Genomic DNA, 20,539 nt, shown 5'->3' with positions numbered 1-20,539 from the left:
CGTTGCAAATTCACTCGAAGTGACGTTTGAGAAATGCTAAATGTTGAATGTTGAATGTTGAATGTAAAAGTATTTTAAGATAACACGCGAAGCGATCAAAAAGCGAAGCGATCAAAAAGCGAAGCGATCAAAAAGCGAAGCGATCAAAAAGCGAAGCGATCAAAAAGCAAAGCGATCAAAAAGCAAAGCGATCAAAAAGCAAAGCGATCAAAAAGCGAAGCGATCAAAAAGCAAAGCGATCAAAAAGCAAAGCGATCAAAAGCAAAGCGATCAAAAAGCAAAGCGATCAAAAAGCAAAGCGATCAAAAGCAAAGCGATCAAAAAGCGAAGCAATACTAAAAGTACGAAGTGCGTTCTAACAGCGAAGCGCATCTAACCTTCTAACAGGCAAAGCCGATACTAAAATTCCAACTTCTGTGCACTCAAAATATCTTTCTGCTTATTTTCAAGAATTAGAAAAACACTTAAAGTATCGTCTTTTGATACAATTTTAGGAATGTCAATTGTAGTCGTTCCTTTTGTAGCAACATTTGTTAGATAGCGTTCATTGACAACTATATTATGATTTTTTAAGGTTCTACGAGCGTTTTCTCCACGTTTTACTTTTGTGGTGCGTTCTTTGATTGCCAACACAACACGTGCTTTTGTATCTGATAAGTTCCCGTCAATTTTGTAATTAAATTTGATGGTTTTTGATGCGTTTTCTATCGCGCTAAGCGAAATATCATACTGAGAAGACTTCTGTTTGTATTCTTTGATTTTTGCATACATTTTTGCACGGTTTGAACCCACAAAATGCTCTTGACCATTGACAATTACTGCTGGCGTATAAATTTGATTGTCTCTAAATTTTTGCGCATAGGAACGTTGCTTTTGCGTATATTCTTTTTGACTAAACGGATCTGTCCAGCCTATATAATTCCAATAATCAACATGATACGATAAGGTAAATACATTGTCGCCTGTAAACTCCTTTCCTACTGTTTCCAACAACACATCTGCGCTTGGACAACTAGAACACCCTTGTGATGTAAATAGTTCTAAAACTACTACAGGTTTGTGTTTTTTATCAATCAAATTTGTAAAAGAAGCTAAAAATACGAGTGTAAAAAGTGAAAGTGTTATTAAATATTTTCGTTTCATAATCTTAAAGTTTACCTTGCAGTACATAAGACGATTTTACATGAAGAAGCTTACGATATTTTTATTTTTATTGAGTTTTTCGCTCGCACATACACAAGAAATTGCCATTTTAAAATATTCTGGTGGTGGTGATTGGTATTCAAATCCGACAGCATTGCCAAATTTGATCACGTTTTGCAATCAAAATATAAACACAGCCATTAAAGCCAAACCGCAAACGGTAGAAGTTGGAAGCACTGATTTGTTTCAGTTTCCGTTTGTGCATATGACAGGGCATGGAAATGTATTTTTCTCAGAAGATGACGCCGAAAATCTACGTAAGTATTTAACTTCGGGTGGTTTTGTACATATTGATGATAATTACGGAATGAATCAATACATACGAAAAGAGTTGAAAAAGGTTTTTCCAAACCAAGAATTACGAGAAATTCCTGCCACACATCCTATTTTTAAGCAACCGTATTCCTTCCCAAAAGGATTGCCAAAAATTCATGAGCACGACGGTTTGCGTCCGCAGGCTATGGGATTATTTTATGAAAACAGATTGGTATTATTGTTTACATTTGAAAGTGATTTAGGCGATGGTTGGGAAAATAAAGAAATTCACAACGATTCTGATGAGGTTCGTTTGAAAGCTTTGCAAATGGGCGCTAATATTGTCAACTATGCTTTTAAACATTAATTAAAATCTTCCAAAAAACATGAAACTTGGTTATTACTGTGCTTCCTATTCTTGTGGTAAAATTAATTACCTAAAAGTAGCTTCTAACAATAGATATGATTTAAAAGGTGAAATTGGTACGGAATTCAATGAACGTTGTAAACACTGTGGAAAACATACCAAAAAACATATAAATCGACTTCATGGAGAAATGAATACGACCGTTTTATTGATTGCAGTAGCTATTGCAATTGCAGGAACGATTGTTTTATGGAATATAGGATTTATTGCAAGTCCTGTTACCTTCGGAATTCCTGCATTAGCGTGGTACAACGAACGAAAAAAAGTTAGTGATTTTAATAAATTAATGATTGATTAAATCTTCATCAAAATGAGTTACAACCTTTTTTTAGATGATATTCGTGTGCCTGAAATGGTATACAGAAATCCTGATGACTATAATTTTGTGATTGTACGTACGTATGAAAAGTTTGTTGCTTATATTGAAGCCAACGGACTTCCTAAGTATATTAGTTTTGATAACGATTTAGGCTTGAATGCCAACGGAGAAGTTGCTGAAGATGGTTATGCAGCAGCAAAATGGCTAGTATATACTTCTGGTTTAGACATCAAAAATCTTGAGTTTTATGTGCATTCTGCAAATCCAGTAGCAGCAAAGCAAATTGAAGGTTTATTGACAAATTATATCAATCATTTAAAGTCAAATTCTTAGTTCTAAATATGTCACAACTCACCCATTATACTACTAATTTTGAGAAACGCAGATTTCCTATTACGTTGGTGTCCGATCAAGTTTCCAATGCGCCAAATATTGGTTCGTTGTTTCGTATTTGTGATGCTTTTGGTGTAGAAAAAATTATATTTTGTGGGGAGAACATTCCTGTGTTTGGCAGAAAAATGACGAAAACTTCTCGCGCTACCGAAAAAGTAGTTCCTTTTGAAATTCAAGAAGACATTCATCCTGTTATTTTAAAACTCAAAGAAGAGAATTACACAATTATATCATTAGAAATTACAGAAAAAAGTCAATCCATTCACACACTAGATTTTTCAAAGTTTGAAAAGATTGCTTTGGTCATTGGTGATGAAAACTTTGGTGTAAACCCAGAAACCATCTATGAATCTGATGTCATCACACATATTGAGATGTTTGGGCAAAACAGTAGTATGAATGTTGTGCAAGCGACCAATATTGTATTGTATGAAATTACAAGACAATATCTTGCAAAATGATTTTTAAATAGTAATTTTAATATCAAATCCGCAAATATGACTTCTAACACAATAGCCAATGGTATTTTAAAAGCTGTAGCAATTATTCTCGGTGCGTTTTTGATACTATATTTCTTTCATAAAATTCAGATGGTGTTAGTGTATATAACAATTGCGGCAGTAATATCATTGCTCGGACGACCAATTGTACAATTTTTGAAGAAACGCTTAAAGTTTAGCAATACATTGGCTGCTATTTTCACAATGATATTCTTAATAAGTCAATTCATAGGACTTGTTGCGCTTTTTATTCCTTTAATTGAAGATCAAGGAACAAAACTCGCTTTGTATGACATAACTGAATTGGAAGGAAATGTGAAAAATATGTATTCCGAAGGATATAAATATTTCCACGGAAAAGACGCAGTTGTACCTCCAATTGAAGAATCTAAGCTGTTTTCAAAATTAGATTTTTCGTTCATTCCTAGTTTTTTCAATTCATTAATCAGTGGTTTGGGTAGTTTTAGTATTGGACTTCTTTCAGTACTTTTCATCTCCTTCTTTTTACTAAAAGATAGCAAATTGCTACAGGACAGTGTATTGGTGTTGGTTCCTAATAATAAAGAAGATCGATGGGCACGATCGTTTGAAAAGATCAAAGATTTACTATCCAGATACTTTGTAGGATTGTTGTTTCAAATCCTCATTCTGTTTATTATTTATACGGTTGCGCTCTTAATTTTTGGAATTGACAACGCCATTGTGATTGCCTTTTTATGTGCATTGCTAAATCTTATTCCGTATGTCGGACCTTTAATTAGTGGTGTATTGATGATGATTTTATGTGTTACAAGTAGTATAGAAACAGATGCTTCTGGTGTTATTATTGATAATTTTAGCACCGTAATTTTACCCAATACTATCGGTGTTATGATCTTTTTCCTTGCCGGACAATTGATTGATAACTTCATAAGTCAACCCTTAATATTTTCAAGTTCTGTAAAATCACATCCGTTGGAAATTTTCTTGGTCATTATTATTTGGGGAATTTTATTCGGAATCATCGGAATGGTTGTAGCGATTCCTTCGTATACAGCTATCAAAGTAATTCTGAAAGAATTTTTATCCGATAACAAAATTGTGCAATCGATTACTAAAGATATTTAATTCTTGAACTTAGCTTTACTTCAATCTGAAATTCAACAATTTATCAACGATCATTTAAAAGATGATCCTACCAAGCTTTTACTAAAACATAAAGAGGTTTTAGCCATTCCATTTGCGGAGATTATGGAACAAATTCAGGCAAAAGTCAGGTGCGAAAAAAAATTACCAACTTGGTTTTCTTCAGAACAAATATATTATCCAAACAAGCTCAATATTGAGCAAACTTCTTCTGAACAAACAGCCAATTATAAAGCTTCATTGGTCACAGGAAACTCATTAATTGATCTTACAGGAGGTTTTGGAGTTGATTGCTACGCGTTTTCTAAACATTTTCCAGAAGTTACACATTGTGAAATTTCGCAGAAACTTTCAGAAATTGTCACTCATAATTATAAAATACTTGAAGTCAATAATATTCAGACTGTAGCAGAAGATGGAATAGCGTATTTGCAGCAGACTTCACAAACTTACGATTGTATTTATATTGATCCTTCTCGGAGAAATGATGTCAAAGGAAAAGTATTTTTATTGGAAGATTGTTTGCCTGATGTCGTTACGCATCAAGAACTACTTGCCAAGCATGCTACTACTATCTTAATTAAAACATCGCCTTTGTTAGATATAACGAATGGTTTACGAGTTTTAAACAATGTAAAAGAGATTCATGTCGTGGCTGTACAAAATGAAGTTAAAGAATTATTATGGTTGATTGACACAAAACAGCAAACAACACAGGTTTCCATTAAAACTGTCAATCTGACCCACAAAGAAGATGAATTTTTCAACTTTCAACTTTCAGATGAAAAGCATCAAGAAGTACAGTATGGACTTCCCAAAAAGTATTTATATGAACCCAATGCTGCTATTATGAAAGCTGGTGGATTTATAAGTATTGCCAATTCGTTTCAGTTAGAAAAATTACATCCGCATTCACACTTATACACTTCTGATTCATTGATTGATTTTCCTGGAAGACGTTTTGAAATCCAAAAAATAGTGCCTTTCAACAAAAAGATTTTCAAAAAAGAATTACATTTATCCAAAGCAAACATCACAACACGCAATTTTCCGGTGTCAGTTGCAACAATTCGCAAAAAATTAACAGTTGCTGATGGAGGTACTGATTTCCTGTTCGCAACTACCTTATTATCAGAAAATAAAGTGCTCTTACATTGCTTAAAAACATAGCAAAAAACTACCCGAAAAATTGCTTTTACGGTTTTACCGTAGCTTTTATAATACGACACCTTATCCCATACTTAAGACTTCTGCCTACATTTGGTACATGCAATACAGTTTTAGGGATTTAGGGGAATCCACTATACTTTGGGGAACTTTGGGAAAAGTTCCCCTTACTTCTTTTATAAGGGATATGTATCGCATTGATACATTGTAGTATAGCGGGATATTTTCTGTCATTTAGCGCGCGCTGTCGAAAAAAATTACCTTTCAACGAGCAAACAGTTTTTTTAGCTAGATGAATTAAGAAAAGAATACTAAATCTATAGATTTGACCTATCCTTTTAGGTAACTAGTATATAACGATACTTAAAGAACCGTATCTTGAAAAATAGATACGGTCTTTTTGTTTTTATATGGTATCTTAAATTCATTTTTCATACAACTTCATCAAAAAAGTATTTTTTTACTATAGATATTTCCTACAATTTATAGCATTAATCGATAAAATGGGGAGTTTGTAGAAAGAACTTCAAATTTTAAGTATTTCTCTCTCTTATTCAATAGTTTTACCCGCAGAATACATCACTAATCTCTTATGATTCTGATGTATAACAATCAACTTTTAAATACATGTATAATTTTTAAGCCGAAAAACTATACATGAGTTTAAAAAACAGCAAATAAAAATTCGGAAACGAGTTTTTACTAGGTTGTATGCAAATACAACTTTTCTAAAGGGAGGTTTATGGTAGGGCCTCCCTTTTTTTATTCCCAATAGTCAATCTATTTGAACGACTTTTTATATAATTTTTTAAAAATTTAACAGCTATTTCTTTCTCAAATCAAAAACATATTTTAATATTGCAATATGGGAATAACTAAAACAGTAGGCTTTTCAGAAGAAGTAAATACAATGTCAGAAGTATTAAAAGCGCTTGGACATCCTGCACGCTTATCAATTATGCACTATTTAGCAAAAAGTCCTTCCTGTATTTGTAATGATATTGTGATGGAATTGCCGTTGGCACAACCCACAATTTCTAGACATTTATCAGAGTTGAAGAAAGTAGGATTGATTCAAGGTGAAATTGCAGGGAAAAATATTTGTTATTGTATCAATCAGAAGAAATGGCAAGAAGTTTTACAGTATTTAAATACTATTACGACTTCCCTATCACAAACAAAAAAATGCTAATTATTTATATCATACACTCATGAAATTATCAGAAGTAAAGAATCATTTACAAACATTAGAACAATTAGATTTTTATTTACCAAACTCACAAAAAGTAGAAAGTCATTTTCACGTAACAGAAGTTGGACAGATTTCAAAACATTTTATTGATTGTGGCGGCGTTGTTCGTGTAGAACATGTAGTCAACTTTCAACTGTGGTCTGCAGATGATGTAGATCATCGTTTAGAACCAAAGAAATTGATGCATATTATTGAACTTTCTGAAAAAGTATTAGGAATTCAAGATTTAGAAGTTGAGGTAGAATATCAAGCAGAAACCATTGGAAAATATGGCTTGGATTTTCAAGATAATCACTTTGTATTAACAACTAAACAAACCGATTGCTTAGCCAAAGATAATTGTGGAATTCCAGCAGAAAAACCGAAAGTAAAATTATCAGAATTGCAAGCGCAAATGAATGGTGGTCGCGATCCAAATTCAGGTTGTTGCTAAGAAATTTACATTAAATCGCATTCTTACAGTCGATATTGTAAAAAAACTATAACTTTGGCGCAAATTTTTAAGCTATTTATAGAAACAAAGTTTTAGCAATGGATAAAGAACTTACGATTGTCGTTCCTGTTTATAATGAAGAAGATAATTTAGAAAGAGTTGAAAAAGAGCTTGGCGCATATGCCGCAGCCGCAAAAATTCCTGTCAAAGTCTTGTTTGTAAACGATGGCTCTAAAGATAAAAGTCAGGAAATGATTGAAAAGATTTGTGCCGATAGCACCGTTTTTAATTTCATTTGTTTTGCTGAAAATCGCGGATTGAGCGCTGCAATTAAAGCTGGATTTGACCATACTGAGACAAGCTTAGTAGGGTATATTGATTCCGATTTGCAAACGGCGCCGGCTGATTTTGATTTACTCCTAGAACATATTGGCGAATTTGATTTGGTAACGGGCGTTCGTGCCAACCGAAAGGATTCGTTTGTAAAAAATATGTCTTCAAAAATTGCCAACGGTATTCGTAGAACTTTTACCAAAGATGGTATGGACGATACAGGTTGTCCATTAAAAATCATTAAAACAGACTATGCAAAACGCATTCCGATGTTTAAAGGATTGCACCGTTTTTTACCTGCCATGATTTTATTGCAAGATGGAAAAATTAAGCAAATTCCTGTACAACACTTTCCACGAATTGCTGGAGAAGCCAAATACGGTTTATGGAATCGTTTGTTAGGTCCACTTATGGATTGCTTTGCCTATGTATGGATGAAGAAAAAATACATCAATTATTCTATAGCTAAGAAAGGATGATGACTTGGCTCATTTATGGAATTGGTGCGCTTGCACAATTGTTATTTTCGGGAAGAACCTTGTTACAATGGGTTATTTCTGAAAGAAATAAAAAAGTATTAACGCCAGCTTTGTTTTGGAAGTTGAGTCTTATTGCTTCCTTCCTACTCTTTGTTTACGGTTATCTACGAAACGATTTTGCCATCATGCTTGGGCAAGTTTTAACGTATTTTATTTATGTTAGAAACATGCAATTGCAAGGCGAATGGAGTCGTATGCATCAGTTGGTGCGTATTTTCATCATCATTTTCCCGTTGATTATTATCGCCATTGGTTACAACAATAACAAACAAGATATCTACAATTTACTCAACAGTGAAGACATTCCAGATTGGTTGTTGTATTTAGGAATCATTTCTCAAATTATTTTTACCTTACGCTTTGTATATCAATGGATTTATTCGGAACGAAAAAAAGAATCGAGTTTACCGCTTGGTTTTTGGGCGTTGAGTTTGCTAGGTGCCAGTTTGATATTTACCTATGCAATTTTCAGAAAAGATCCTATTTTGATTGCCGGCCATACTTTTGGAATTGTTACTTACGTTAGAAATATAATGCTTTTAAGAAATCAATCATGAATTTTATACAGGAGAAAAATTACGTTTGGATACTCGTTATAGTATGTTTTTTTATCTTTTTTATGAATCTTGATGTGTTGTATCCTAATATTATGGAAGCGCGAAACTTTATTACTGCGCGCGAAATGGTATCGGATGACGGCTGGTTATTGACAACCATGAATGGTGAACCGCGTTATGAAAAACCGCCATTACCAACATGGTTAGCTGCTATTGGCGGCATGCTTTTTAGTTTTAAAAATTTAATTGCGTTGCGAGTGCCTTCAGCAATTATCACCTTGATATTAGTTCTTTTTTCATATCGTTTTGGTGTATATTTCTTAAAAGATAAAAAACAAGCTTTTATAAACAGTTTGATTCTAGCAACTTCTTTTTATATGGTTTTTGCTGGAAGAAATGGAACTTGGGATATTTTTGCGCACGGTTTTATGATTATTGCCATTTACTATATTTTTCAATTCTTTGCTACTGATGAGAAAATATGGCGCAATGCATTGCTCGCAGGAACTTTTATTGGTTTGTCCTTTATGAGTAAAGGTCCGGTATCACATTTTGCATTGTTTTTACCTTTTTTAATCGCGTATAGTATTGTTTATAAATATTCAAACTTTAAGAGAAAATGGTTGCCATTAGTAGGTCTAATTGTAGTCACTGCGATTATTTCTGTTTGGTGGCCTTATTATATTAGTGTGATGGATGGTGAAACTGCTAGAGCCATTGCAGATAAAGAAACAACTGCTTGGCAAAATCGTAATGTGCGTCCGTTTTACTACTATTGGAGCTTCTTTACGCAATCAGGCGCATGGACGGTAGTTGCCTTTGTTGGTTTGCTATATCCGTATTTAAAAACACGCGTAGAGAACTTAAAAGCGTATAAATTTAGCTTATTTTGGACTCTGGCATCGGTTATATTGCTCTCTGTAATTCCTGAAAAGAAATCGCGCTATTTATTGCCTGTATTAATTCCGTTGGCATATACGACAAGCTTTTATCTCATGTATGTTTTTAGATCGTTTAAAGAGAAAATGAACAAATACGAGCGCATTCCTGTGTATTTGAATTTTGGTTTGATCGGATTGGTTGGAGTTGCTTTTCCAATCGTAGGTTATATTTTCTTAAAAGATACATTGACAGGTTTTTACACATCATTTGCCCTTACTTCAATTGTGTTGGTGTTGGTTGGCTTTTTTATTTTAAAATATGTGTATCAGCGAAAAATTCAATTGGCATTTTATGCAATCATTCTGTTTTTTATGTCCGCAATTACATTTGGTTTTCCGTTAGCAAATTCGTTTTTAGAAAATCCGAAGTACAATTCACTACAAGAAATATCGCAAAAAGCGGAAGCTGAGCAAATTCCTGTGTATATGTTCAATATTCAATCGCCAGAATTGGTATGGGATTATGGAGGAAAAGTTCCGTTGCTTCACAGTCACGCTTTAGAAACTCCTAAAGAAGACACTTTTAAAGCATTGGTTATGATTGACGCAAAGAAGAGTCTTGAAAAAGCATTTCCAAATCATAAAATTACATACGTAGAAACTTTCGATTTAAATCCTGTAGACGATTCAAAAGGAGGTTATAAAGATCGTTTGCGTACCGATATGTATTTGGTAGAGAAGAATTAAGTAAAAAAAGCGAACCAAAGTCCGCTTCTCTTCTTTGTTAATTAGCAGATTAACAATGTCCAATAGCTGAACCACAAGTATCAGCAAAATCAGATCCACAGTTACATACTGAATGCGGATTTGTTTCTGGAGTTGGTCCAGGTTCTTCAATACAACCTTCTGTAGGACACCAATCTGACGGTTGATATGGAGGTCTTCCTCCTGCTACATTGTCAATCTTAGAAATTTGCTTTTTGTTTAATGTTAAACCTTTTAGATTTCTTTTTTTCATAATACATGATTTAGATTAATAATGATGTAAATGTACCTTAGAGAAAAAGGTAAAAAAAGAAAGGTAACATACGATTCCGTGAAACATAGCGTCAAATTCCGTGAATTATCGTAAATAAAAAATTTGTACTAAGTATTCTTACTATTTTGAAGTTAGATTATTGAAAATCAGCGTGTTTTTAATTTTATTTTACAACTCTCTAAACCATGCCAATTGTTCGGCAACACCTTCTTGTAAAGTAACTGTCGGATTGTAATTTAAGAGTTTTCGAGCTTTATCAATGTTTGCTTTTGTTCGTTGTTGGTCACCAGATCGCGGTGGCAATTCATCAAATTTTATAGTCGTGTTGAGTAGTTTTTCAACAGCATCTACACCTTGTTGTGTTGTGTATTCTGCTTCGGTTCCAATATTAAAGATTTCACCATTACAGACTTCTTCTTTTCCTATAACACTTACAATTCCTTTTACAATATCGCTTACATGCGTAAAGCTTCGTAAATGCGTTAAGCTGCCTTGAAACAGTGGAAATTTCTTATTATTCAAACCACAGTCTAAAAGCTTCGTAAATAGCTTGTCTGGACGTTCTCGCGAACCGTATACCGAATATAATCGCAAGGAACATGCTTTGAGTTTGTTCAACCTTGAGTTGCATAAAACCAATTGTTCTGCGGCTAATTTTGTAACTCCATAATGTGAAGCAGGTTGAGGCGCCACCGTTTCAGGAAATGTAGCATTTAAACCATAAATAGACGAAGTACCAATATTTACAAAGAGTTTCAAAGAATCTTGCTGCAAAGCATATGTCAATAAATTTTGAGTCGCAATGACATTATTCGTCAAATAATCTTCAAAAGTTGAGGTTGCTGCAATACCAGGTTGTGCGGCAAAGTGAAAAATATAATCAACTGTTGCGGGAAGTTTTTCAATGGAAGTGGTTTCTCGTAAATCTGCTAGTATAATATCGATTCCTTTAGCTCCTAAAACTGCAGCATTTTTATTTTTTAGTGTCACTGGATAATAATCTGAAAAATTATCGATTCCAATAACTTCATGACCTAAATTGTGCAAGTGCTCTGCTACATGCGAACCAATAAAACCTGCGATTCCCGTAATAAGTATCTTCATTGATATACTTGGTAAATGTTCAATGCATAAAAGTATAAATAATTTATGGAACGCTTTTACTATTTTTAAATTCTATGTGTGTATTCATATTCAAAAGGCTTTCCATTACAGAAAGCCTTTCTCCATATGCATAATCAACGCAAAAATTTGATACAGTTTTTCAGTTGGTCTGAGTATGTATCTATTATACATATTTCCCTTTTTGTTGTTAGCATTAGTATGGATTCCAAAAGTTTATATCATGACGCGCTGTTGCCATTACAAATAATAATAAATCTTTACTTGAAGATGGTAAGTTTGAGTTTACAACCATATTTTCAATTTGTATGGAATATTGAATGTATCCATTGAGCGTATTAGAACTCTCTTGTGCTTGAAAATACATGATCAAAATTTGCCCTTCGCTCTGTGTTAATTTCCCTTCTCTTAGATCTTGCTGCATTACCTTTGACAGTAGATTATCATTAGCTCTGATCTTATTAACAACATGCTCATAAAATGCATTAAATTCATTTTCAGAAAGCATATTTTGCACAGTTATATTCATGTAATTATTTGAAAAATTAATTGAGTTTGTATAGCTAAATTCTCCATTTGGATACACAATTTGATGATTTTGGTATATGGCAGATGCTAATATTTCTGCATGAAACCTTCCTGTATAATCTAGTGGATTATTTGGATTTACAACTGCTACTACAGGGTTTCCTCCATATCCGTTTGCAGGTGCTATAGCTTTCTCTGCAGCTTTTTCAGAGGCAGCTATACCAGTATCGACCGCATGATCATAATCATGATGCTGATCATAATCTTCTTTTCCTGCAGTAATATCTACCATATAATATGTAGGGTCAAAAGCCTTAGCGCTTACTATTGTTTCGTCTTGTCCATCTATAAAATCTGATGTAATGTCAGCAATCTTAGTAAGTATATTGCTTTCTGTTTCTAGGAAAGTTGCATCCTCTTTAGAACAACTACCGATACCTGCTATTAGCAAGAGTGCCAATACGGTGTTTTTTATATTTTTCATATTCTCTGTTTTTTTTTAATGTTATTGCCAGTAATTAAAGTCGTGACGTGCTGTTGCCATTGCACTCAAAAGGAATCTTTTGGTAGGATGATTATAACTTGAATTAATTATAATGTCTTCAATTTGTATGGAATATTGAATGAAATTAGTTAAGGAACTTGCATTTTCTTGCGCATCAAAGTAATGATACAATATGTTACTTTCTAATGTTGAAATTTTCCCAGCTGCTTCCATTGCTAAAATTGTTTGAGAAATCAACCCATTTGCCGTCTGTAATTGTTGTTGTAAATGTAGATACCACATATCGAATTGATTATTAGACATCATATTTGTCATATTCAATTGAATTTGATCCTGTGCTAAGTAATCTGAAGTTACACCTATTGATCTGTTGTATTTAAAAACATTATTGGGCGACACATAATTACTTTTATTCCTTATTTGATAATCTAAGATATCTACATGGTATTTTCCAACATAGTCGTATGCATTTGCAGTATTATCGACATTTCCTCCTGGGTTTGGAGGTGCCACTCCTTCTGCAGCTTTGTAAGATGCTGCTATTCCATCTGCATAGGCATCGTTTAAATCGTCATCTGATGAATTTGGTCCACCATAAGAGTCTAAAAAAGCTGTAATATCTATTTTTGCAATTGCAGGGTCAATCGCCTTAGCGCTTGTCGTAATCTTGTCTTGTGTTTTTAAAAATGTATTCGTTAGCTCAAGAATATGTTGAAGCGTTGCTTCTTCAGAATTTTCTATTGCTTGGTCTTCTTTTGTACATCCAATGATCAAAAGTGAACAAACACAAGGAATTAGATAGTATATTATTTTTTTCATGGTTCTGGTTGTTTAATGACCTCTACTCTTTTAAAAGGTTTTCGAGTTTTCCCTTGATAGATCTACATCTATATGGGAAGTTTTGAAAGATTCATTACCCAAGAGAACATAAAAAAAGCTAGTCATTTAAAAAAAACTAGCTTAACATATTATTTTTAAACACCTTACACTATTTAAATATTTTCTTTCTATTGTAAAATACAAGTAGTAAAATCAGCAGCATTGTGCCAATAGTAATCGTTACAACATTAAACCAAGAAGTTTCTGCAACTGCTTTTGTACTTCCTGTAAGTGTAAATGCTGCCCAATAATACGGTGTAACTTGCTTGATGTCATACGCATGCGTTTGCAGATATTTTTTTTTGGCCAACTGTAAAGCTTTTGATTTGGAATGTCCGTTTTTTAATTCACTGTAAAACGTTTGTAATATTTCATTTCCTGTTTTTTCATTAACATTCCACTGTGAAGCCAATACACTTTGTGTTCCGTTATAGAAAAATCCTCTGGAAAGATTGATAATTCCTTCTCCAGAAAGATTGACACCATCATTAGTTTTACACGCATCTAATACTACCAATTCTGCCTGATTTTCGAGTCCAAAAAGTTCATTCAGCGTCATATTACTGTCTTGAAAAGCAATCCAAGGTGTTTGCGTTATACTGTCTAAACCTGCATGTGTATTAAGATGAATGATATTGAAATTATTTCGATGTTTTAAAAAGTTTTCCTTGGTGGCTTCTGCTCTTTGTAAAAATACGGAAGCTGTTTCTTTTTCAAAAGATACAAATACTTCGGTAGCTTCTGATAGTGTTGGTAATTCTTTGTTTGCAAACTCAATTGGCGTAATTGCTAACAAGGTTTTCGTCGGTGCATTTTGTTTTTGCTGAATTTGCTCAAACAGTGAAAATGATTGTAGGTATGAAATTTCAGTGGTATTGACCAAATAACTTTCTGATAGTTTTCCGGTAGCTTGCATCGGCAATACTTCAAACGGAATGTATTGCAATGTATGATCGGGAATAATGGTGATTTTTTTGTTTTGTAAACGTTGTGAAGCGTTATTGAATGGAAACAATTGTTGAAATACTTTATAACCAATTGTATGAAACTCTTTCTGTTCTTTGGTATCCAAATCACGTTTTACCATAAACGTACGTAAAAACGAGAGCTGTTTTTGAAAAGCTTCCGCTGCATTTATTTTAAAAACGACAGGATTTTTTCCGTCATAAAAAATACCATAACCATCATTTTCATGTAAAATATATTCAACAAAAGCAGTTTTATTTTGTTTGTGAATTTCTACAATATCTTTTAAAGAAACTATTTCAACTTTTTCCTTTGTTTTTGTGTACTTTGGATACATCCGTTGTAAAGAATCCATAAAAATCTGATATTCTTTCTTTTTGTCTGCAAACACTTGTTGTATTGAATCGTTATCAATTTGTTGCTGAAACTGTTCTTGTAAACTGATACCTTCATAATACAATTGATATTCTTGTTCTCGCAATTCTCTCGGAACATCGGATGCTAATTTTGTTTGCAGTGTTTTTATTTTCTCTTGTAGCAATAATGCTTTGTTTTTCTCCATAAAGTAGAAAACTTTTTCAGCATCATTTAAAAGATAACAAATTTCTACGGCAAGCATATAAGTATTCACGCCTTTTTCAATCCAAAATAGCTTTGAAGCTTCTGAATCCACATCATACCGAATTAAAGACACCAATTGATCTATTAAAATGACTGTTTCTTTAGCTTTGAGAAGGTATTTTTTTTCTTTTTTCTCGTGAAAAACTTGTACATAATGATCTGCCAAATCGATCAAATAGATCAATACATCTTGTTCATAATCCGATTCATTAATTTCGGCTATTGTTGGCAATCGAAAATTATTTCCCAACTGTTTATCCAATTCTAAAATGGTAATGACAGCTTTTTCTAAATAGGGAAGTTTTTCAGTAGATGACTTTGCGTTTAAATAATATCCTTTACTATTATATGCATTGGCTATTTGATCTACATCATCAGCTTCATCAATAGCACGTTGAAACTGTTGAGCGGCAAGTACATGCTTTTTTTGTTTCGAATATAAAATACCAATGTTTATAGTTACATCTAATTCATTGTATATATCTCCACTTTCTCGATATATTTCTTGTGCTTTTTTATAGAATATTAATGCTTTTTCTAATGCTCCAAAAGCATCATACACAATCGCTAAATTATTATAGATATCAGGAAGATTATACTCATTGATCAATGCTAAATTATCTTCAATGATTTTTTCGTGTAAAAGAACGGTTTGAAAATCATTTTTTTTGTCTTCAGTACCTATACGACTTTCATAAATACAGGCATATGCGTAGATCATAGTTTCCGATAAGAGACTTAATAACTCCCTATTTGATGTAATTTTTTTATTCGAAAAAGCTTCATTCAAATATGCTAACGCTTTATGAAAATCACCTTTATCTAATTCTATTTCAGCTAGCGTTCGATATGCATAACAAGTATATTTATCACTTCCTTGTGCTTTTATTATTTGTTCACATAATTGATATGTTTTTTGTGTTTTTTCTTGAATTTGATAGATGTATGCTGCTAAAAATAAACTTTTATTTAGGGAGACTTTGTCCGAATATTGTATTTTAACAGCAATTGCTTTAGTTAAATACAGTAATGCTTTTTCATAATTTTCAATCTTGTAATAATTTAGACCAGCTTCATGAAAAAGCATTCCTATAATTTTTGTGTTTTTTGTAGTATCAGTAGCTGCTATGCATTTTTCAAATAACTGTGCACGATTTTCTGCTCCTTTGACTGTATTAATACTGTCGATCGTTTTTAACAAATTATTCTGCGCAAACCCAGTACTTCCAAGGCAAAGAAAAAATACAACTACAATTCTTAAAGAGAAAGTCATTTTTCCTTTAAAAATAACCATTAATAATTAATCAAATGGGATAATCAATTTATTATAATAGGTATTTCTATCTCCTAAGGTAAAAACTCCAGATACATGCGTTCCTCTTGCTGCCAATTGGTCAAATAATGTTGCTACCATTAATATACCATCTACTGTAAATATATCTACTTCAGGGTCATTTATTAAATTTGCAATTTGAATCGTTACTTGTGGTGCTGCAAACGAAGTTCCTTGTACTTCCATTTCGTAAAAAGGAATATTTTCACCTTGTGCAAAAAAATCGACTCCTATAGCTCCATAATTTGAAAAATCTGATATTTCGTCGTGCGATCCATTTGCAGACGCAACCGCAACGATATTTGGGTTTTCAAAAGAAGATGGAAAATGTTTTACATCATCGTTATTATTGGTGTTATTCCCTGCCGAAGTTACTATGATTGTATTTGAATGCGTTCCTGTAATATTTTCAAATATAGTTCGCACCTCTGGATATTCTCCTGTATCATACCAACCCATACTGATATTAACAAGTTCAGCTCTTTCCATCGCGTATAAACTACCACATAAAAAGTCAAAATAAGTAGTCTCGCCACTTGGTCCAGCAACTTTTATAGGAAGTATTCGAAACGGAACTCCGTGATTTCTAAGTGCACTAAAAATTTGTTTACTAATAATACTACCATGTTTTCCTGTATCATCGTCAAAAGTATTAGGATCTTCATCTACAAAATCCCAGCCTGACATTTCATCTGCTACAGCAGTGTCTCCAGATTCATATAAAAACTTTATTGGGTCTTCTGCTACTGTATTAAATACTGTAAGTCCCGGAGCAATCCCAGTATCTACAACAGCAATAGTAATACCTACTGGTCCAGATGTACTTGATTTTATATAAGGCAAATAACTTACGTCATCTGCGGTTCCTATATAGTCGCTACCAATATCAAAACCAAATGTAAATTGATAATCTACTTCTTGAAGTCCTGTTGTACTTTCTGGATCAATCTGCCCTTTTATAGCTCGTTTTTTGGGTTCAACATAAAGAGCTCCACCAAAATGCCAAAGTTCAATATCTTTGTTTGTACAGTGACATTTTTCATAGTTTGCTACCCCATTAAATGTTCTAATTGCACCTTTTTGCGGATCGCTAGTTCCACTTTTAAACTGAACTACAATAGAAGTATTTGAATAATTAGGCAAATAGGAAGAGCTACCTGCTTTGGGTATAATACCAGATTCTACATTGTCATTTGATGTTTCTATGAAATCATCTTTTGTGCATGAACATGCCAGTAATACCAATACAAATGCAATAAGTTTTTGTATATTTCTCATAATATTTAATTTTTGCGTTTACTTATAGGGGAAGAAACACTGAAATCATTACCCAATATTTTTAATCATAGTTATATTCATGAAAGATAGTGAAAGATTTATTAACGCCCTTATCACTGGAAATGAGAAAATTACGAAAGAAATTTACGTCAAACTATTTCCGAAAATAAAATCATATGTCCTTAAAAATCGAGGTGATTCTCAAGATGCTTCCGATGTTTTTCATGATGGATTGATGTATATTATTGTCTCTCAAAAGGAAAAAAGAAGCGAAATAAAGTCGTTTGAAGCCTATTTATTTGTCGTTTGTAAAAATATTTGGAAAAGAACTTTAAAAAATAAGGTAATAAAAACCGATACTTTGACCCTAGAGGATAAAGAGGAAGAATTGAGCACTTTTATAGTCGAACAAGAATTGTTTGATTTTTATATTGAGAAGTTTGATTTGCTCTCTGGAAATTGTAAAGAAATTTTGGGTAGTTATTTTAACGGATTAAGCTACGAAGAAATTTTAACCGAATACGCATATGCATCTATCAATACGGTACGCCAACGTGTTTTTAAATGCAGAACCAAACTTATAAAATTGATAAAAGAAGACAAACTGTTTCAAAAACTTAAGAAATGGCAATAGAACTTACGGAACAATTACTAACGCAAATTGATGGTTATTTGAAAGATACGCTATCAATTGTTGAAAAAGAAGCTTTTGAAAAACGTTTACGTTCCGAACCTGAACTTCAGGAAGAAGTACGTTTGCAACAACAGCTATTTGATATTCTTGGCAACGAAGAATGGCATACAATTCAACGGCCAGAACATAAGGAGCGTTTGACAGCTTTAAAATCGAAATTAAGAAGTAAAGAATATCAGGATTTGTCTGCCAGCATTCGCAATGCAGAACAAGCATATTTGACTGATGAGGTAAAGGTTCATCCTTTGAAAAAATACTATCGTCATGTTGCCTTTGCTGCTTCCATTATTGTATTTTTCGGAATTTATTTTACACAGATGAATGCTTCCTCCTATCGTTCATTGTATGAAGACCATGTAAACTGGTCTCAAGAATTACCTTCCTTTGTGGAGAAAGGACAACAAAAAGATATTTTTTTACAAGGAGAAACAGCTTTTAAACAGAAAAACTACAAAGAAGCTTCCGTGTTTTTTGAAAAAGTAACGCCTTCACACGAATTATATAATTACAGTTTACAGTATCTTGGCGCTGCTTTTGATAAGCTTGATGAGAATGACAAAGCGATTGCAGCTTTTCAAAAACTAGCCAGTGTAAATGATCCGCACGAGCGTTCCAAAGGAAATTGGTATACTGCAATGATCTATCTAAAAATGGAGCAAAAAGATAAAGCTATTGCAGAATTACAAAAACTTGTAAAAGATACCGACAGTTATAAATATACCGCAGCCAAAGCTTTGCTTGATAAACTCGAGTAAACGACAATGCAAGCAAAAAAAGCTAACACAATAAATAACAGTATTTTACACAAAATATTTTAAGATTTTTCATATATTTATGTTGACATTTAAAACCAACCAAATATGAAAAAATTATTTCTCTTACTTTTTGTCGTCACCATGACAATGAGTTGCTCTACAGACAATGAAACGGAGCAAGAACCTGAAGAAGCTATTGAAAATGTAGATCCTGTTACAGTGCCAACCGAACCTTCTGAACCCAATGAACCTACAGAGCCCGAGCAAGAAAACTTAATGCTTGGCAACTGGAAACTCATGTATATTTATACGCCTTTTTCTGCACAATCAACTACTGATTATACTACACAAAATATAACTTATGAGTTTAGAGAAGATGGCATTGTTGTCGTCTCCGATGACAATTTAGAACATGATGCCGGAGAATACAATTATACGTTTACATTGGAAGTACGAAACGATTTTGATGGCAATGGTGATCCAATTACAAATGATTTTTTAATCGCAAAAATTGAAAACAGTCCATTTGAATATTATGAACGATCAGATGGCTTAACTGTATTGTCTTTATCTTCTTTTGACGGACAAGATTTATTTTTTGAAGCCATAGAATAATAAAAGATCGATTTTGAAAATTTTAAAAAAGCGAACTAAATGGTTCGCTTTTCTTTTTTAATGTCATTATTCTATTGCAGGAATTTCTGTTTCAATAGCTTTTTTTTAATAATAAACCTCTATAGATTTCGCTCGCATTTTTGATTTTAATATTAATTATATAAAAGCATAGAATCGTAGCTGTAAGTTTTTCAAAAAGAAAGTTTTCTCTGCATGAATGTATCCTTTGATACGTATTGAAATAAATATGTCTGTTTTGAGCGCAGTTAAGAACAAATGCTAATTTGATGATTTGAAAATTTACACTAAATCAGCAAAATAACATGCTATACAACATCAATATTGAAGGTTTAACTTCTGGAGTTTACTTTGTAAAAGTATATGACGAAAGTGCACTTTTAAAAACCTTAAAATTGATTAAAAAGTAAAAATTCCCAAACTTAATTTTTTAAAAGCCGAAGCGAACCTTTTCAGGTTCGCTTTTTAATTTTATCAAGAACATGGATCACTATCACATAAACATGTATTCGTAAATGGTCCTGGACAATTACATTTTGTATTTGGTTTTGTTGGGCATACTAAAACTAATCCTATAGACGTCTTCACATGATCCGTTGAACATGCAGCGCCACCTTTTACTTCCTCATTTAACTTGGAGATTAATCGCTTTTTTAATTTTAAAATTTTCACATTTCTTTTTTTCATAACAATTGTTTTTAAAGATTCATTTTTAACCTTTAGTTATGATTAATAAAAAATGTTACCCAATTAAAGCGTCGTAGTACTTAAACTTTTTTAAAACAGCGTAGAGATATATTGA

General features: G+C 32.8%; 22 protein-coding genes and 1 pseudogene. 15 read left to right on the top strand and 8 right to left on the bottom strand.

Going from position 1 to position 20,539, the window contains the following annotated elements; translation table 11 throughout:
* Nucleotides 1-399 precede the first annotated feature (399 nt).
* Nucleotides 400-1,143 carry a thioredoxin family protein gene (locus tag Q0845_RS11955; protein WP_298513278.1) on the bottom strand — a complete coding sequence of 248 codons (744 nt, stop codon included), beginning with the start codon at nucleotides 1,141-1,143 and terminating at the stop codon, nucleotides 400-402.
* Nucleotides 1,144-1,183: 40 nt separating this feature from the next.
* On the opposite strand from Q0845_RS11955, the gene Q0845_RS11950 reads away from it, so the two are divergent.
* The 11 genes from Q0845_RS11950 to Q0845_RS11900 all read left to right on the top strand — a co-directional run bounded on the left by Q0845_RS11950 (nucleotide 1,184) and on the right by Q0845_RS11900 (nucleotide 10,131).
* Nucleotides 1,184-1,825: a DUF4159 domain-containing protein gene (locus Q0845_RS11950; protein WP_298513275.1), complete on the top strand. Its 642-nt coding sequence runs from the start codon at nucleotides 1,184-1,186 to the stop codon at nucleotides 1,823-1,825.
* A gap of 19 nt (nucleotides 1,826-1,844) precedes the next feature.
* Nucleotides 1,845-2,183 (top strand): hypothetical protein, encoded by a 339-nt coding sequence (locus tag Q0845_RS11945; RefSeq protein ID WP_298513272.1) that lies wholly within the window; start codon nucleotides 1,845-1,847, stop codon nucleotides 2,181-2,183.
* Nucleotides 2,184-2,195: 12 nt separating this feature from the next.
* Nucleotides 2,196-2,537, top strand: a complete 342-nt coding sequence (locus tag Q0845_RS11940) for a cyclic-phosphate processing receiver domain-containing protein (RefSeq protein ID WP_298513269.1) — start codon at nucleotides 2,196-2,198, stop codon at nucleotides 2,535-2,537.
* A gap of 8 nt (nucleotides 2,538-2,545) precedes the next feature.
* On the top strand, nucleotides 2,546-3,058 hold the full coding sequence (locus Q0845_RS11935; protein ID WP_298513266.1) for a TrmH family RNA methyltransferase: 513 nt from the start codon (nucleotides 2,546-2,548) through the stop codon (nucleotides 3,056-3,058).
* A 36-nt stretch (nucleotides 3,059-3,094) separates the two neighbouring features.
* Complete coding sequence (locus tag Q0845_RS11930; RefSeq protein ID WP_298513263.1) at nucleotides 3,095-4,204, top strand: AI-2E family transporter; 1,110 nt, start codon at nucleotides 3,095-3,097, stop codon at nucleotides 4,202-4,204.
* Between the two features lie 3 nt (nucleotides 4,205-4,207).
* Nucleotides 4,208-5,392, top strand: a complete 1,185-nt coding sequence (locus Q0845_RS11925) for an RsmD family RNA methyltransferase (protein WP_298513260.1) — start codon at nucleotides 4,208-4,210, stop codon at nucleotides 5,390-5,392.
* An 862-nt stretch (nucleotides 5,393-6,254) separates the two neighbouring features.
* On the top strand, nucleotides 6,255-6,581 hold the full coding sequence (locus Q0845_RS11920; RefSeq protein ID WP_298513257.1) for a helix-turn-helix transcriptional regulator: 327 nt from the start codon (nucleotides 6,255-6,257) through the stop codon (nucleotides 6,579-6,581).
* A 19-nt stretch (nucleotides 6,582-6,600) separates the two neighbouring features.
* Nucleotides 6,601-7,074 carry a DUF6428 family protein gene (locus Q0845_RS11915; protein ID WP_298513254.1) on the top strand — a complete coding sequence of 158 codons (474 nt, stop codon included), beginning with the start codon at nucleotides 6,601-6,603 and terminating at the stop codon, nucleotides 7,072-7,074.
* A gap of 98 nt (nucleotides 7,075-7,172) precedes the next feature.
* Complete coding sequence (locus Q0845_RS11910) at nucleotides 7,173-7,886, top strand: glycosyltransferase (protein ID WP_298513252.1); 714 nt, start codon at nucleotides 7,173-7,175, stop codon at nucleotides 7,884-7,886.
* Nucleotides 7,883-8,503, top strand: a complete 621-nt coding sequence (locus Q0845_RS11905; RefSeq protein WP_298513249.1) for a lipid-A-disaccharide synthase N-terminal domain-containing protein — start codon at nucleotides 7,883-7,885, stop codon at nucleotides 8,501-8,503. The genes Q0845_RS11910 and Q0845_RS11905 overlap by 4 nt, the downstream gene beginning before the upstream one ends.
* Before the next feature lie 92 nt (nucleotides 8,504-8,595).
* Nucleotides 8,596-10,131 carry a glycosyltransferase family 39 protein gene (locus tag Q0845_RS11900; protein WP_298513247.1) on the top strand — a complete coding sequence of 512 codons (1,536 nt, stop codon included), beginning with the start codon at nucleotides 8,596-8,598 and terminating at the stop codon, nucleotides 10,129-10,131.
* A gap of 49 nt (nucleotides 10,132-10,180) precedes the next feature.
* Here the strand turns inward: Q0845_RS11900 and Q0845_RS11895 are convergent, their stop codons facing one another.
* The 6 genes from Q0845_RS11895 to Q0845_RS11870 form a co-directional block, all read right to left on the bottom strand.
* Nucleotides 10,181-10,402, bottom strand: a complete 222-nt coding sequence (locus tag Q0845_RS11895; RefSeq protein WP_298513244.1) for a hypothetical protein — start codon at nucleotides 10,400-10,402, stop codon at nucleotides 10,181-10,183.
* A gap of 189 nt (nucleotides 10,403-10,591) precedes the next feature.
* Complete coding sequence (locus Q0845_RS11890) at nucleotides 10,592-11,527, bottom strand: NAD(P)-dependent oxidoreductase (protein WP_298513241.1); 936 nt, start codon at nucleotides 11,525-11,527, stop codon at nucleotides 10,592-10,594.
* 214 nt (nucleotides 11,528-11,741) lie between these two features.
* Nucleotides 11,742-12,557 (bottom strand): hypothetical protein, encoded by an 816-nt coding sequence (locus Q0845_RS11885; RefSeq protein WP_298513239.1) that lies wholly within the window; start codon nucleotides 12,555-12,557, stop codon nucleotides 11,742-11,744.
* Nucleotides 12,558-12,578: 21 nt separating this feature from the next.
* The gene (locus Q0845_RS11880; protein ID WP_298513237.1) at nucleotides 12,579-13,397 is read right to left on the bottom strand and encodes a hypothetical protein; all 819 of its coding nucleotides are present in this window, start codon (nucleotides 13,395-13,397) and stop codon (nucleotides 12,579-12,581) included.
* A gap of 169 nt (nucleotides 13,398-13,566) precedes the next feature.
* Entirely contained in the window at nucleotides 13,567-16,317 is a 2,751-nt protein-coding gene (locus Q0845_RS11875; protein WP_298513235.1) for a CHAT domain-containing protein, read from the bottom strand.
* Between the two features lie 27 nt (nucleotides 16,318-16,344).
* On the bottom strand, nucleotides 16,345-17,655 hold the full coding sequence (locus Q0845_RS11870) for a S8/S53 family peptidase (protein ID WP_298513232.1): 1,311 nt from the start codon (nucleotides 17,653-17,655) through the stop codon (nucleotides 16,345-16,347).
* 79 nt (nucleotides 17,656-17,734) lie between these two features.
* Between Q0845_RS11870 and Q0845_RS11865 the strand changes: the two genes are divergently transcribed.
* The 4 genes and pseudogenes from Q0845_RS11865 to Q0845_RS11850 all read left to right on the top strand — a co-directional run.
* A complete protein-coding gene (locus Q0845_RS11865; protein ID WP_298513229.1) occupies nucleotides 17,735-18,289 on the top strand; it encodes a sigma-70 family RNA polymerase sigma factor in 555 nt (184 codons plus the stop codon).
* Complete coding sequence (locus tag Q0845_RS11860; RefSeq protein ID WP_298513227.1) at nucleotides 18,280-19,104, top strand: tetratricopeptide repeat protein; 825 nt, start codon at nucleotides 18,280-18,282, stop codon at nucleotides 19,102-19,104. Before Q0845_RS11865 ends, Q0845_RS11860 begins: the two co-directional genes overlap by 10 nt.
* Nucleotides 19,105-19,209: 105 nt before the next feature.
* Complete coding sequence (locus Q0845_RS11855; protein WP_298513223.1) at nucleotides 19,210-19,719, top strand: hypothetical protein; 510 nt, start codon at nucleotides 19,210-19,212, stop codon at nucleotides 19,717-19,719.
* A gap of 320 nt (nucleotides 19,720-20,039) precedes the next feature.
* Nucleotides 20,040-20,147: pseudogene (locus Q0845_RS11850) on the top strand (T9SS type A sorting domain-containing protein); the annotation flags it as partial.
* Between the two features lie 64 nt (nucleotides 20,148-20,211).
* Here the strand turns inward: Q0845_RS11850 and Q0845_RS11845 are convergent.
* Nucleotides 20,212-20,409, bottom strand: a complete 198-nt coding sequence (locus Q0845_RS11845) for a hypothetical protein (protein WP_298513220.1) — start codon at nucleotides 20,407-20,409, stop codon at nucleotides 20,212-20,214.
* Between the last annotated feature and the right edge of the window lie 130 nt (nucleotides 20,410-20,539).

Origin of the sequence: uncultured Kordia sp. (genome assembly GCF_947489565.1) — a bacterium.
Classification (GTDB): Bacteria; Bacteroidota; Bacteroidia; order Flavobacteriales; family Flavobacteriaceae; genus Kordia.
The sequence above is the reverse complement of the archived record's forward strand: the minus strand, read 5'-3'. Positions and strand labels throughout refer to the sequence as shown.

Coding starts and splice junctions, on each gene's coding strand:
- Q0845_RS11955 (WP_298513278.1), bottom strand. CDS start 1,143: ATGAAACGAAAATATTTAATAACACTTTCACTTTTTACACTCGTATTT.
- Q0845_RS11950 (WP_298513275.1), top strand. CDS start 1,184: ATGAAGAAGCTTACGATATTTTTATTTTTATTGAGTTTTTCGCTCGCA.
- Q0845_RS11945 (WP_298513272.1), top strand. CDS start 1,845: ATGAAACTTGGTTATTACTGTGCTTCCTATTCTTGTGGTAAAATTAAT.
- Q0845_RS11940 (WP_298513269.1), top strand. CDS start 2,196: ATGAGTTACAACCTTTTTTTAGATGATATTCGTGTGCCTGAAATGGTA.
- Q0845_RS11935 (WP_298513266.1), top strand. CDS start 2,546: ATGTCACAACTCACCCATTATACTACTAATTTTGAGAAACGCAGATTT.
- Q0845_RS11930 (WP_298513263.1), top strand. CDS start 3,095: ATGACTTCTAACACAATAGCCAATGGTATTTTAAAAGCTGTAGCAATT.
- Q0845_RS11920 (WP_298513257.1), top strand. CDS start 6,255: ATGGGAATAACTAAAACAGTAGGCTTTTCAGAAGAAGTAAATACAATG.
- Q0845_RS11915 (WP_298513254.1), top strand. CDS start 6,601: ATGAAATTATCAGAAGTAAAGAATCATTTACAAACATTAGAACAATTA.
- Q0845_RS11910 (WP_298513252.1), top strand. CDS start 7,173: ATGGATAAAGAACTTACGATTGTCGTTCCTGTTTATAATGAAGAAGAT.
- Q0845_RS11905 (WP_298513249.1), top strand. CDS start 7,883: ATGATGACTTGGCTCATTTATGGAATTGGTGCGCTTGCACAATTGTTA.
- Q0845_RS11900 (WP_298513247.1), top strand. CDS start 8,596: ATGGAAGCGCGAAACTTTATTACTGCGCGCGAAATGGTATCGGATGAC.
- Q0845_RS11895 (WP_298513244.1), bottom strand. CDS start 10,402: ATGAAAAAAAGAAATCTAAAAGGTTTAACATTAAACAAAAAGCAAATT.
- Q0845_RS11890 (WP_298513241.1), bottom strand. CDS start 11,527: ATGAAGATACTTATTACGGGAATCGCAGGTTTTATTGGTTCGCATGTA.
- Q0845_RS11885 (WP_298513239.1), bottom strand. CDS start 12,557: ATGAAAAATATAAAAAACACCGTATTGGCACTCTTGCTAATAGCAGGT.
- Q0845_RS11880 (WP_298513237.1), bottom strand. CDS start 13,397: ATGAAAAAAATAATATACTATCTAATTCCTTGTGTTTGTTCACTTTTG.
- Q0845_RS11875 (WP_298513235.1), bottom strand. CDS start 16,317: ATGACTTTCTCTTTAAGAATTGTAGTTGTATTTTTTCTTTGCCTTGGA.
- Q0845_RS11870 (WP_298513232.1), bottom strand. CDS start 17,655: ATGAGAAATATACAAAAACTTATTGCATTTGTATTGGTATTACTGGCA.
- Q0845_RS11865 (WP_298513229.1), top strand. CDS start 17,735: ATGAAAGATAGTGAAAGATTTATTAACGCCCTTATCACTGGAAATGAG.
- Q0845_RS11860 (WP_298513227.1), top strand. CDS start 18,280: ATGGCAATAGAACTTACGGAACAATTACTAACGCAAATTGATGGTTAT.
- Q0845_RS11855 (WP_298513223.1), top strand. CDS start 19,210: ATGAAAAAATTATTTCTCTTACTTTTTGTCGTCACCATGACAATGAGT.